We start from the raw sequence: 13,458 nt of genomic DNA on the forward strand, positions 1-13,458 counted from the left end.
ATACTCGGCATACGACCTCGGTTGGTTAACGGATAGGGTTGCACCATCCAGTATACCACCCGAGGTCGTTCTGTGGACCCTCATGCGGCACACCTGTCCGCCCTTAAACCGCAGTGGGAGAGGGGTTGGGGTGAGGGCATGCAAAATCCCACTCACTAGTTGATCGGTACAGAACGCGGTACAATAGAGTTGAAGGTGTCGTGATGATATCTGGATGTTAACCCGCACCATGCTGGTGCTAACTTCACTGCGGAAGAATAATCATGGTGTTATCACTTGATCTACGGCGCTATCGCAATATCGTCGTATTGACGGGGGCGGGAATTTCGGTCGCTTCAGGGGTGCGACCGTTTCGCGGCCCGAATGGAGTCTGGAACGAGTGGGATATTGAACGCTGCGCCACCCGCACAGCACTGGAGCAATCTCCCCAGTTGGTTTGGCAAGCTTTTGGGCCACTACGCAGCCAGCTACAAACGACTCAGCCCAACGCCGCCCATCGAGCTTTGGCTCGCTTTGAACAATCGTTGGGTAAGCATCAACGTTTTACCCTCATCACCCAAAATATTGATGGCTTGCACCAACTCGCTGGCAGCCGCAATTTGGTCGAGTTTCATGGTAGCCTGCGCCAAAGCCGCTGTAGTGACGAGCAATGTGACCAGCCAAGTTTTGTTGATCAGCGGGCGCACACCCAAACGCTGCCGCTCTGCCCAACCTGTGGCAAGCCTTTACGCCCAGATATTGTGCTGTTTGAAGAGGCGATTCCAGTTTGGGCCGAAACCCAAGCCAAACGCAGCCTGCGCGAATGCGATTTCTTTTTGGCGGTGGGCACGTCGGGTACGGTGTTTCCTGCGGCAGCCTTTGCGCGTACTGCTCAAATGTTGGGTGCACGCACAATGTTGGTCAATTTGGAGCCACATGCTGCCGACGATTCAGCCTTTGAAGAACAGCAGATCGGGCGAGCTGAAGAGCTATTGCCCACGCTGCTAGGAGTTGCTTAGCTGAATTGTGACTGGCAATTGTTCGACCGACGAGGTACAGTAACCTTTGCTGCTACAGAGCATAAACGTCAGCAAAATTTGCTGATTTGGCTGTTGCAAATCAAGTTCAACTGGCATGCGTAAGGTTACTGGCCCCGCTGGGTAAATCAACAATTTGGCAGTTTCAATTGTTGGATCGGGCGCGGCAATCGCATCGGCCACAATTGGCCCAATTGAGCGTATTTGACCAGCCTGACTTAGCTCAAGCAGGGTTGGCCGACCCAAGCCATCCACCCCATTGCGCGGCAAATCTTTGGAATACAAGTGCAAATGTGGTTCTTTGGGTTGATAGGTTGCGGCCAAAATCATTTGGTTGGTGCTATCACGTTCCAGGCGCAGCTCGACCTGGGCATGCTGGCTATCGACCGTTTGCAACACCTCGATCACCTGATATGGTGCTTGCGGAGTAATAATCTCCGCACCACAACTGGCTAATATCAAGATCAACACCAACCAAATTGATTTTTGCATTTAGACAATCTCCGCTTTGAGCGTTTTAATCGCATCCCAGACATGCCAAACAACGCTATGCTCAGGGTATTGGCGGCGGTTAGCGGCGCTTATCGGCTGGCCGAGGCGGGTCATTTTACCTTGGCGATCAACTGGGCGGCGGCCAACTACGGGCGCTGCTTCCGAGCGTGGTGCAGGAAAATAGCTCTGGCCAATTGGCACTGGCGTATGAAACTGCCAGTTGCCCAGCGCACCATAATCAACATTCAATATGTACAAACTATAATAATCGTTTTCGAGGCCTTCGCGTTGGCATTTAGCGCAACCACCGGAAAGTTCTGCATATTCAGCGGGCGATAGGTTGGCTCGGCGAGCTTGATTACGGCAATTCTCACAGAGCCAAATTCGCGTTTTAGGCGTTGGGCCTTCGAGAATACCCAAACTAACCGAGGGCGATTCGCTGAGATACAGCGTTTGAATCGCCCGTTCTTTGAGCAAATAGAGGGATTGCGCCCGATCAAAGGCGCTGAGGTCTTCACGGCTAGGCGTGCGTTCGGATTTGGGGTCAGTTTCGTAAAACGTAGCCCATTCATCAAGCAATTTCAACCAACGACACAAACCGACAATCGGCGGTTCTTCAATGACAGTACTCAACGAGCCTCCTCAATCGAGCGGCGCAAACAAATCAATCAAATTTCCATCGGGATCAAGCACCACGGCATAACGCTGACCCCAAAAGGCATCCCATGGCTCTTTTGAACCACGATAACCTGCTGCTAAAATCTTAGCATAGAGTTGGTCAACTGCCGCAGGGCTAGCACATTTGAAGGCGAGACCCATACGATGGCCGCGTGGTTCCTGCCAATCGCTCTGCAATTGCTTCATCAAGGTTTGGCTATCCCAAGCGAGGCGCATGCCATTGGGCAAGGTTGTTTCAACATGATCTTCGCCGCCAGGATCGCTGGGTAAATCCAAATCGAACAACCGATAAAAATCCAAGGCCTTGGCCATATCGGCAACCACAATCCCAATCATATCAAACATGAGCGTCCTCCGTTGAATTGCAAACATTTGTGCTATTATACACCCTAATCTCCTGCTACTCCAAACGATGCTTTCGATTAATTGATCGTTAGTACTTTGGCTGTGAGCTAATAGCCTAGTTGGCATTTCAAATTGGTGCTAAATCAGCTATAGCATTTATCAATTAATTAAATAATCAACTAAAATAACTCCCAATGGTCATAGCATTATTCCAGTACCACCAGATTAGATATTGTATTGAGAGAATAAAGTACTAGCAAATTAATTGTATATCATTCTTGATCAGCGCATAATTCCTTCGGATTATTAATTTCTGTTCTTTTTTGAAGGATTATGCCCATGCTTCGAGTGAAGATTTTACTACTTGCAATTATTTTTCTGCCAATTCAATCAATCAATCAGGTAAACGCCCAAAAAATAGCTGAAATTTCACGAAATACCACAAATGAGCAACTTGATAGTGATAGCGATAGTTTGACCAATAGCTGGGAAACCAACCATCAACTTAATCCCTATAGCGCACTTGGCGACGATGGCGCGGCGGGCGACCCTGATCACGATGGCTTGAGTAATGCCAATGAGCAAATTCACGCGACCAATCCGCGTAACCCTGATAGCGATGCTGATGGGCTGAATGATGGCTGGGAAGTGCGCTATTGGCTGAATCCAACCAGCGCAATCGGCGATCATGGAGCCACTGGCGATGCTGATCGCGATGGCTTGACCAATCAAGAGGAATTATTTAGTAATACTTACCCGAACAATCCTGATACAGATGGCGATGGGTTACGTGATGGCTGGGAAGTTGATCATCAATTTTCGCCGATTAATACCACTGGTTATCACGGCAGCGCAGGCGATGTTGATACTGATAATCTGAATAATTTTCAAGAGCAAGCAGCAGATACTAACCCCCGTCACCCCGATAGCGATGGCGATGGCTTGCCCGATGGCTTGGAAATTGAGCATGGTTCGAATCCCTTAGATTGTGATTTGGATGCTGACGCAGATGGTTTGGAGAATCAGCCAGAACTGGCTTTGGCAACCAATCCATTTAATTCTGATAGTGATGGTGATGGTTTGCCCGATGGCTGGGAAGTGGCGCAGCAGCTCAATCCCTTGAGTGTTGCTGGCATTCATGGAGCCAATGGCGATGGCGATGCAGATGGTTTGGGCCAATTGCAAGAATATCTGCATCAAACCAACCCACATCAGGCCGATAGTGATGACGATGGCTTACTCGATGGTTGGGAAGTGCAGCATCATTTGAACCCGCTCAGTAGTTTGGCCGCTGATGGAGCCAACGCCGACCCCGATAGCGATTCGCTGAGTAACCTTGCCGAACAAGGCTTTGCCACCAACCCACGCAACGCCGATAGTGATAATGATCAATTGCCCGATGCTTGGGAATTGCAACAGCAACTTGATCCGTTGCTGGCAAGTGGCGAAGTTGGCACACATGGCGATCCTGATGCTGATCGATTAACCAATCTAGCTGAATATCGCAATAGCACCCGACCGTTGCTGGCGGATAGCGACGGCGATGGCTTAGACGATGGTTGGGAAGTGCAGTATACGCTTGATCCACTTGATGGATTTGGGGTAAACGGAGCCAATGGCGACCCTGATAGCGATGGCATGAATAATTTGATTGAATTGCAACGCCAAACCCACCCGTTGCAGGCCACGTACCTCGTTATGCTGCCACTCGCTCAACATTCCTACTAACCCGCTTGATGCTGAGGCACACTATGGCTGTAGGCCTAGCGAAATTGCTAGGTTTATCGCCATTTAAACTTGGTATAATGGCCCAACAACGTTGTTTGAGACCTAACTCAATCATAGGAGTAGAGCATCCATGCGCGTCTTGATGTTGGCTTGGGAATATCCACCGCATATTGTTGGCGGGATGGGCAAGCATATTGCTGAGTTGGTTCCAGTGCTTGATGCGGCTGGAATCGAAGTGCATGTGCTTACGCCATGGTTGCGTGGCGGCCCCCAACATGAGCGTTTTGGCATGCACAGCCATATTTGGCGGGTTCAGCCACCAGCCATGCCCGATTATGGCTTTGTTTCGTTTACCCAAGAAACCAACCGCTATCTTGAGCGCTTCGCCCACGATTTGGGCAAAACCCATGGCCCATTTGATCTGATTCATGGCCATGATTGGCTGACCAGCTATTGTAGCGTCGCTTTGAAATATGCTTGGCATACTCCCTTGATTACAACGATTCATGCAACTGAACGCGGGCGTGGACGTGGCTCGCTGGGCGGCGATCATGCCAAAACGATTAATGGCTTGGAATGGTGGTTGGCCCACGAAAGTTGGCGGGTAATTGTGTGCAGCGATTTTATGGCCGACCAGTTGCATCAATTTTTTGGCACGCCCTTTGATAAACTCGATGTGATTGCCAACGGCGTGAATGTGCCAACGATTGAATGGCCGAGCCAAGAGCGCCAGCAATTTCGCCAAAAATATGCCGCTGATAACGAAAAAGTAGTGTTTAGCATTGCCCGCATGGTCTACGAAAAAGGCATTCAAGTGTTGGTTGAGGCAATTCCACATGTCTTGGCGCAACGCCGCGATATCAAATTTGTGATTGCGGGCATGGGGCCGTTAGCCGAACAATTGCGCAACCGCAGCCGTGAGCTTGGCATCGATGCACATGTTTATTGGACGGGCTTCGTGACCGATCAAGATCGCAATTATCTCTACAATGTTGCTGATGTGGCAGTATTTCCCAGCATCTACGAGCCATTTGGGATTGTAGCCTTGGAAGCGATGGCGGCACATTGCCCGGTCATTGTTTCGGATACTGGTGGTTTGCGTGAGGTGGTGCAAATTCACGAAACAGGCTTAACGGTTTACCCTGATAACCCTGAATCGTTGGCTTGGGGCATTTTGCATACGCTGTCCCACCCCGAATGGACCCAGCAACGAGTTGAAAATGCCTTCAAAACGGTGGTTGAGATTTATAATTGGCCATTAATTGCCTGCCAGACCCAAGCCGTCTATCAACGGGTTTGCGACGAGCGTGCAACTAGTATGTGGGGATGAATTGTATGAGCACTGAGGCATTTCAGGCTGGGGTTGCGGCGCTGAAAAGTGGCAATAAAGCCTTGGCCCGCGAACATCTGATGAAGGTTGTTGAGCAAGACGAAACCAACGAACAAGCCTGGCTCTATCTGGCGGGGGCATTGGAAGATCCGGCTGAGATGCGAATTAGTTTAGAAAATGCGCTGCACATTAATCCGCAAAGTAAGCGAGCGCAACAGGGCTTAGAATGGCTGCGCAAGCAACATCCAGCGATTTTTGTTGAGCCAACACCAGCCTTGCCAGCAGCCACAGCACCTGCTTATACTGGGGCAACTGTGGCTTTGGCTGATTTGCCATTAGCTGACAACCCACTACCAGACCAACCGATCACGCCAACGCCTTTTCCGGCGACCCAGCCGCTGGGTCAAGCCTCGTTACCAGCGACCCAGCCGCTTGGGAACGGACCGTTGCCTGCAACCCAGCCATTGGCTCCCCCAGCCGTAGGCGAAGTGCCCGATGTGTTGCCCTGCCCGCGCTGTGGTGCACCAACCCGCTATGTCGAGCAGCGTTGTCGCAAATGTGGGATGAACTTGACGATCAAAACCGAGCGCCAAACCCAATCTAAAATACCAATCCTGATTCCTGGCTTATTAAGCCTTCTACCAGCATTATTATGGATATTTCTTGCTGGAAACATTTTTGTAAGAGCATTTGAGGAATATAGCGATTTTCAAGCCCAAGTTAGGGTGATTGCACCAATGAATAAAATTGTATCCGAGGAAGAAAAAAAGATTCAAGATGAAAAAATTGCTGAGTTAGAAGAAGTATTGTTCGATTTTATTACGCCACCACTTAATATAGCTGTTAGCCTGTTATTAATTGGTATTTTTGGCATAATTATGGCAATCGCTTTAATGCGTCGTAAAAAATATGGTTTTTGGGGCACGTTAATATACAATGGTATCTTCTTATTTATATTTATTGCCCTTATAGTGACCCTGAAGAGATTAGAGCTTTTGGATGAAGAATCCTCGCAACAAACCTTGCTCGATATATTACCATGGGCCATGGAAAATCCAATCTTAGCAACCTATCTCATTTTTCTATTGGCTTGGGCCTATATTAATATTAATTTGCTCTTTATTGCAGTAGGTTTGTATACGTTGATTGTGCTTATGCTTGGTTTTGCGTGGCGCACGATCTCGCAGAAGGCTGTGCGTTTTGTGCCCCAATTCGAGGAGTTGGCCGAAGCCGATGGCCATTTCAATCGTGGAGTTGTCTATCAAAAGCGTGGGATGTGGTATCTTTCTATGCTAGAGTGGGAACGAGCAGTTAAGCTTAACCCACGCGATTCGACCTATCGCCATGCCCTAGGCTTGATTTATGAGCAGCTGAAGCGGCCTGCTGATGCCTTGCAGCAATTTGAGCAAGCCCTCACTGAAGATCCCAATAATCTGCGGATTAGCCAAGATCGTGATCGTTTGGTGCAAACATTGCAAGCCTAGTCTGAGCCATGGCTTTCAATAAGCGAGGCATGCATGCCTGGAAATAGTTTTGGTCGGTTGTTCCGAATTTCAACATGGGGCGAATCCCATGGAGTTGGCTTGGGCGTGGTGATCGATGGTTGCCCCGCAGGTTTGGAGCTTGATTTGGCTGCCATCCAAGCCCAATTGGATCGCCGTCGGGTTGGACAAAGCCGCATGACTTCGGCTCGGCGGGAGCCTGATGAAGTTGAGATTTTATCGGGCATGTTTGAGGGTCGCACGACTGGTACAGCCTTGGCAATGCTGATTCGCAATACCAACGCCCGATCCAGCGATTACGATGCAATCAAACATTTATATCGACCTGGCCATGCTGACCATAGTTACGATGCTAAATATGGCTTCCGTGATTATCGTGGTGGTGGTCGTTCGAGCGCACGCGAAACCGCCGCGCGGGTTGCGGCTGGCGCAGTCGCCCGCCAAATCTTGGCCACAATGGGCATTAGCTTGGTGGCCTATACGCTGAGTTTAGGCCATCTCAAAGCCCAAATCATCGACGAAAACGAAATTGAAAATAACATTATGCGCTGCCCAGACCCCGCTGTGGCCGAGCAGATGATCGCCTATGTCGATCAAGCCCGCCGCGATTTGGATTCGCTGGGTGGCGTGGTTGAGGTGCGGGCACGTGGAGTTCCGGCTGGGCTAGGCGAGCCAGTGTTTGATAAACTTGATGCTTTGATTGGTCATGCCATGTTTAGTATTCCCGCAGTCAAAGCAGTCGAAATTGGCTCAGGCATCGAGGCAGGCAATGCCCGTGGTTCGCAAAATAACGATCCATTTATCCAGCGAGCAGATGGTAGCATTGGCACAAGCAGCAACCATGCTGGCGGGATTTTGGGTGGCATCAGCAGCAGCGAGGAGATTGTGGTGCGCCTGACGGCCAAACCACCAGCTTCAATCGCCCAAGAACAAACCACGGTCGATCAAGCGGGCGAACCTGCCACAATTGTGGTCAAAGGCCGCCACGACCCAACCGTCTTGCCGCGTTTAGTGCCAGTTGCCGAGGCGATGTTGGCCTTGGTGCTGGTCGATTGTGTCTTGCAACAACGTGCCGCCCGATTGTAGGCCTGAATGACAGACGATCCGTTAACCTCAAACCAAGCAGAATTAGCAGAGGCCGAGCCACGTCGGAGTAGCTCGGCCCCACCTCAATTACGTGCGGCGATCAGTCGGGCATTATCACGGCGCAAAGCTGAATTGCAAAGCCAAAGCGTTGCTGAGGAAACGGTAGCTGTTGAAATTGCGCCAACTATCGTTGCCGAGCCAGAGCCGCCGATGCCGCTACGGCAAGAGCGTTATCGGGTGGCGGCAAGTCGCGCATTAAGTCGTTTGCGGCCAAGCAGTGAAACTCCACAGATTGCTAATTCAACCAGCAACCGAGGCCGTGATCGCACTCGTACTCGGTTGCGCCCGCCAACCTTGCCTAACCAACCTTTGCCCAAACTGCCAACCGATCAACCGGTGCGGCGCGAATTGCCAGCCGCAGTTGTCGCAGCCTTGCAGCCCGATAGCCTGCCCGCACCAGAAATTCAGCGCCCGCCATTGTGGGTGGCCTTCGTGGCAGGCTTAGGTTGGACAGCGATGTTGCTATGGGTCTTTTTTGGCGGGCTTTCGCCGCAATCGGGCTTTGGAGTGCGTAGTTTGTTTGGCCTGGCAACTGTGGCGTTGGGCTTAACCACGTGGCTGCCAATGCAATGGGCCTTGCGTTTGCCAGCATTAACGTGGCGTGGCACGGTTGGTTGGGCCATCATTTTCTGGATCTTGGCTTTTGTGCCCGCACCAACTACCACGATTGCCGCAGGATTGCCCGATTTGCCGATCTACTTGATCTTTCTGAGTGGGGTATTTTTGGCTAGCAATGCCATGGTTTTGCCAATCGTCTATGTCTGGGGCATTCGGCGTTATCATAATCGGGCGCAGCGCTTTGATGTGCGGCGTTCGCATCGCCAAGCAGCCGAGGCTGGAATTTTTTGCAGTTTGTGTGTGCTTTTGGCAGCAATGAACATTTTCGAGCCAGTTACAGTGTTATTGTTAATCGCCATTTTGGTATTGAGCGAAATGGTGATTTTATCGTTACAGGCCAAATAGTCGGCTTGCATGGACGGATGGGAGTTGTTCTATGGCATATACCGTTGCAATTCTTGGAACTGGGCTGATTGGCGCGTCGCTGGGCTTAGCGTTGGGCACGGCTGATCCTGAGAGCGCTCCCTTGGGGCGGTGTAAGGTGATTGGCTACGATGGCAGTAGTCAACAATTGCGGATTGCTCGTGGTCGTTTGGCGATCGATGCTGAGGCCAAAACGGCTGCTGAAGCGGTCAAAGAGGCCGATATTGTGGTCTTGGCAACTCCGGTGCAAACCCTACCAGCCTTGATGCGCGAAATTGCCCCACATCTACGCTATAAAGCTTTAGTAACTGATGTTTGTAGTACCAAAGCCAGCGTTTTGCAGTGGGCCAGAGAATTATTGCCAACGACGGTGAGTTTTGTTGGTGGTCACCCCATGGCTGGCCGCGAAAAAAATGGCGCTGAGGCAGCTGAATTAGATTTGTTCAAAGGCGCAGTCTATTGTTTATGTCCGGCCTTGAATGCCACTGCCGAGGCCACCGATTTAGCGACAGCCTTTGTCGAAACAATTGGAGCCAAGCCTTACTATATCGACCCTGAAGAACACGATATTTATGTGGCTGGGATTAGCCATTTGCCATTTTTATTAGCCACCGCCCAAACCGAGGTGGTTACCCGTTCGCCCTCGTGGCGTGAGATGCAGATGGTCGCAGCCAGCGGCTTTCGCGATATCACGCGCTTGGCATCGGGCGATCCTGTGATGCATCGCGATATTTGTAGCACCAATCGGACAGCCCTCAAACATTGGGTCAACGAGTCAATTCGGGTTTTGGTCGAGATGCGGACAGCGCTTGAAGATGATCAGATCGACGAATTGCAACGCATGTTTGAACATGCCAAAACCATGCGTGACCAATGGCTGACCTTGCCGCAAAATCAACGCCCAGGCGAAGGTGATCAGCTCAATGATACTGATTTGGGTACAAGTTTAGGTCAACGCTTGTTTGGCAACCCCAGTGCTCTGTTGCGGGGTGGCAAGAAAAAATAGGTCGCAAGCCCTAGATCAAAAACTTGCTCAATTCAGCAAACTATGCTATACTCCGCCAAGTCTGATAAAGACAACCAGCGAAGGGGTGTAGGCTCAATGGTAAACCGCTGGTCTCCAAAACCGGATTTCAGGGTTCGAATCCCTGCGCCCCTGCCAAACGCTCCATCACGGAGCGTTTTTTGTTGCCAGATAGCTAGCCCCAAATCACCTAAATGGCCTATAGCACAGATGTTCAAATTCTGGTTGACATGCTATACTTTGCTGGTTGAACCGAGTTTTTGCAGCATGTTTGAGGGTCTACTATGTCAAAAATGACGATGTGGCAGCAATATCTGTCGATTAAGCAAAAATATGCCGATGTGATTCTGTTTTTCCGGCTAGGCGATTTTTACGAAACTTTCGGCGATGATGCCAAGTTGATTGCCGAGGTGCTTGATATTACCCTGACGGTGCGTGGCCTCAGCAGCGATGAAAATACGCCGATGGCGGGTGTGCCCTATCACGCCGCCGATAATTATATTGAGCAACTGGTCAGTCGGGGCTATCGCGTGGCAATCTGCGAACAAATGGATGAGATGGTGCACAAAACCTTGCAAAAACGTGAGGTTGTGCGGATTGTCACGCCAGGCACTCTGACCGAGCCAACCATGCTCCAAGCTGAACGCAATAGCTACCTTGCGGCAATTTTGGTTGATCGTGGCAATGTTGGTTTGGCGTATGCCGACCTAACCACCGGCGAGTTTTGTGCCACCGAATTGCGCGGCAACGAGGCTTTGAAGCAACTTGAAGGCGAATTAGCGCGTTTGGGTGCGGCTGAACTCTTGGTTTCCGATGCTCCTGAGTTGCGTCCAGCCGGCATGGAAATTGCCAAAAAGCAGTTAGCCCAAGATCTTGCACCAATGCGCAAGGCTGAACGCGAACGCTTGCTACCCCACGAACGCACCGCCAAAAAAGTTGAAGGTAATAACGAAAGCACGTGGGTTCAAGGCAATGTCACCCAATGGCCTAATTGGCATTGGGATGCCCGCACCGCTCGCGATGCCTTGCTCAATCAATTTAAAAGCCAATCGCTTGATGGCTTTGGCTTGGGCAATAAAGCCCTCGCAACCCGCGCCGCAGGAGCATTAATTCAATATTTGCATGAAACGCAGCGCGATAGTGTGGCCCAAGTTCGCAGCTTGCGGGTCTATGATACAACTCGTTTTATGTTTCTCGACCCCCAAACGCGGCGTAATTTGGAGCTAACCGAAGGTGCTGGTGGCCAACGCAAAGGCTCGTTGATTGCGGTGCTCGACCAAACCCGCACGCCGATGGGTGCACGCCTGTTACGCCAATGGATCTCACAACCGCTGATTGAGCTTGGCCCACTGACCGAGCGCCAACAAGCCGTCAGTTGTTTTGTTGAAGAAACCTTGGTCCGCGGCGAGTTACGGGCCTTATTCAAAGGGGTTGGCGATATCGAACGCACAATCAATCGGGTGGTGCAAGGCATTGCCACCCCGCGTGATTTAGTGCGATTGCGCGAAGCGCTGCGCCTAACTCCCGATATTTTGAGCCAAATCGAGCGTACAGGTTTGCGCTCAACCAGCCCAACCGAGGCTGCGCCAAGTGATGATGATCTGTTTGATGACGAGCCAACAAGCAATCAAATCGATGCTTGTGCCGATATTTGCGAATTACTCGAACAGGCGATTGCCGATGATCCGCCCGCCTTGCTTGGCACATGGGATAACGCCCGCAGCGACGAAAATGTGATTCGCAAGGGTCATGCTGCCGAAATTGATGCAATTGTTGAGGCTACTCGCGATGCCGCCCGTTGGATCAACGAACTTGAAGCCAAGGAACAGCAACGCACTGGCATCAAAACGCTCAAAGTCAGCTATAACAAAGTCTTTGGCTATTACATCGAGGTAACCAAGGCCAGCGGCGAAACCCGCATTCCCGATGATTACATTCGCAAACAAACCTTGGTCAATGCCGAGCGCTATATCACGCCAGAACTCAAAGAATATGAATCGCTGATTTTGAATGCCTCAGAAGCCTTGAACGAAAAAGAGCGCCAAGCATTTCGCCTGATTTTGCGCCATTTGGCCAACGCTGGCAATCGTTTGCTCGATTTAGCGCGAGCAATCGCCGAGTTTGATGTCTATAGCACCTTGGCCGAGGTGGCGGTGCGTCAGCGTTTTGTGCGGCCAACCTTGCGCCTCGACGATGTATTTGTGATTCAAGGCGGGCGACATCCTGTGGTTGAGCACAATTTGAACGAGCCATTTACCCCGAATGATGCTCATTTTGATGCTGACCATCAGATTATTGTGCTGACTGGACCAAACATGTCGGGCAAAAGCACCTTTTTGCGCCAAGTGGCTTTGATTGGCTTAATGGCCCAAATCGGCTCGTTTGTGCCCGCTGATTATGCCGAAATTGGCCTACTCGACCGAATTTTCACGCGGATTGGGGCACAAGACGATATTGCTACCGGCCAATCGACCTTTATGGTTGAAATGATCGAGACCGCCAATATTTTACATAATGGGTCACCACGATCGCTGATTATTCTCGATGAAATTGGCCGTGGCACCAGCACCTACGACGGGCTTTCGATTGCCCGCGCTGTGGTCGAATATATTCATAATCAGCCGCGCTTACGAGCCAAAACCCTGTTTGCAACCCACTACCACGAACTGACCGAGCTGGCTAACATCTTGCCACGGGTGCATAATTGGACGTTGGCGGTGGCCGAAGAAGGCGATCATGTAGTGTTTTTGCGCAAAGTGATCGAGGGTGCGGCTGATCGCTCATATGGAATTCATGTGGCTCAAATGGCGGGCTTGCCCCCAGCCGTGATTAAACGTGCTACCGAAGTGCTGAGCGAGCTTGAAGGTAAGGGTGATCGGGAGCAGCGCCGCGAGGCCATGCGTCGCATGAACGCAGCAGGCAGTTCGGCTGTGCCCCAAATGTCGCTATTTGCGAGCAACGAGCCAAATCCAGCGGTTGAGCTATTGCGCGAAATGGATGTAACCCAACTAACCCCAATCGAAGCCCTAACCAAACTTTACGAATTACAACGTTTGGCTAAAGTGGAGTGAGGCTATAGGCGATTGGCTGATCAGTAAATGGCATGCCCTCACCCCCTCTCCCGCACGCGAGGCGGGGGGGAACCATCCCATCATGAAAATTGGAATGCCCCTCGCCCCGCCGTAGTAGGAGAGAGGTCGGGGAGTATCTTGCGAA

11 protein-coding genes and 1 tRNA gene are annotated in these 13,458 nt (G+C 50.9%); 9 read left to right on the forward strand and 3 right to left on the reverse strand.

Features of this window, described 5'->3' with window-relative positions; genetic code table 11:
• Positions 1-263: 263 nt before the first annotated feature.
• Positions 264-998: an SIR2 family NAD-dependent protein deacylase gene (locus DEF47_RS20175; RefSeq protein ID WP_012191612.1), complete on the forward strand. Its 735-nt coding sequence runs from the start codon at positions 264-266 to the stop codon at positions 996-998.
• Here the strand turns inward: DEF47_RS20175 and DEF47_RS20180 are convergent.
• Genes DEF47_RS20180 through DEF47_RS20190 form a run of 3 tightly spaced genes read right to left on the reverse strand, consistent with a single transcriptional unit; the run spans position 984 to position 2,531 of the window.
• The gene (locus DEF47_RS20180; RefSeq protein ID WP_012191611.1) at positions 984-1,508 is read right to left on the reverse strand and encodes a hypothetical protein; all 525 of its coding nucleotides are present in this window, start codon (positions 1,506-1,508) and stop codon (positions 984-986) included. The genes DEF47_RS20175 and DEF47_RS20180 overlap by 15 nt on opposite strands.
• Positions 1,509-2,141, reverse strand: coding sequence for a hypothetical protein (locus DEF47_RS20185; RefSeq protein ID WP_012191610.1), 633 nt, complete (start codon positions 2,139-2,141; stop codon positions 1,509-1,511). It lies immediately after the preceding gene.
• A 9-nt stretch (positions 2,142-2,150) separates the two neighbouring features.
• On the reverse strand, positions 2,151-2,531 hold the full coding sequence (locus DEF47_RS20190; protein ID WP_012191609.1) for a VOC family protein: 381 nt from the start codon (positions 2,529-2,531) through the stop codon (positions 2,151-2,153).
• A gap of 339 nt (positions 2,532-2,870) precedes the next feature.
• Here DEF47_RS20190 and DEF47_RS20195 point away from each other — a divergent pair, with 339 nt between their 5' ends.
• The 8 genes from DEF47_RS20195 to mutS all read left to right on the forward strand — a co-directional run bounded on the left by DEF47_RS20195 (position 2,871) and on the right by mutS (position 13,313).
• On the forward strand, positions 2,871-4,259 hold the full coding sequence (locus tag DEF47_RS20195; RefSeq protein WP_012191608.1) for a hypothetical protein: 1,389 nt from the start codon (positions 2,871-2,873) through the stop codon (positions 4,257-4,259).
• Between the two features lie 130 nt (positions 4,260-4,389).
• The gene (locus tag DEF47_RS20200; protein WP_012191607.1) at positions 4,390-5,589 is read left to right on the forward strand and encodes a glycosyltransferase family 4 protein; all 1,200 of its coding nucleotides are present in this window, start codon (positions 4,390-4,392) and stop codon (positions 5,587-5,589) included.
• A 5-nt stretch (positions 5,590-5,594) separates the two neighbouring features.
• Positions 5,595-7,073: a tetratricopeptide repeat protein gene (locus DEF47_RS20205; protein ID WP_012191606.1), complete on the forward strand. Its 1,479-nt coding sequence runs from the start codon at positions 5,595-5,597 to the stop codon at positions 7,071-7,073.
• Positions 7,074-7,106: 33 nt separating this feature from the next.
• On the forward strand, positions 7,107-8,177 hold the full coding sequence (aroC, locus tag DEF47_RS20210) for a chorismate synthase (RefSeq protein ID WP_012191605.1): 1,071 nt from the start codon (positions 7,107-7,109) through the stop codon (positions 8,175-8,177).
• 6 nt (positions 8,178-8,183) lie between these two features.
• Complete coding sequence (locus DEF47_RS20215) at positions 8,184-9,200, forward strand: hypothetical protein (protein ID WP_012191604.1); 1,017 nt, start codon at positions 8,184-8,186, stop codon at positions 9,198-9,200.
• A gap of 31 nt (positions 9,201-9,231) precedes the next feature.
• Entirely contained in the window at positions 9,232-10,224 is a 993-nt protein-coding gene (locus DEF47_RS20220) for a prephenate dehydrogenase (protein ID WP_012191603.1), read from the forward strand.
• 81 nt (positions 10,225-10,305) lie between these two features.
• Positions 10,306-10,380 (forward strand) — tRNA-Trp (locus tag DEF47_RS20225).
• A gap of 146 nt (positions 10,381-10,526) precedes the next feature.
• Positions 10,527-13,313, forward strand: a complete 2,787-nt coding sequence (gene mutS / locus DEF47_RS20230) for a DNA mismatch repair protein MutS (protein WP_012191602.1) — start codon at positions 10,527-10,529, stop codon at positions 13,311-13,313.
• Positions 13,314-13,458: the final 145 nt, after the last annotated feature.

It is taken from the genome of Herpetosiphon sp. (assembly GCF_003512625.1).
In the GTDB taxonomy this organism is placed as follows: Bacteria; Chloroflexota; Chloroflexia; order Chloroflexales; family Herpetosiphonaceae; genus Herpetosiphon; species Herpetosiphon aurantiacus.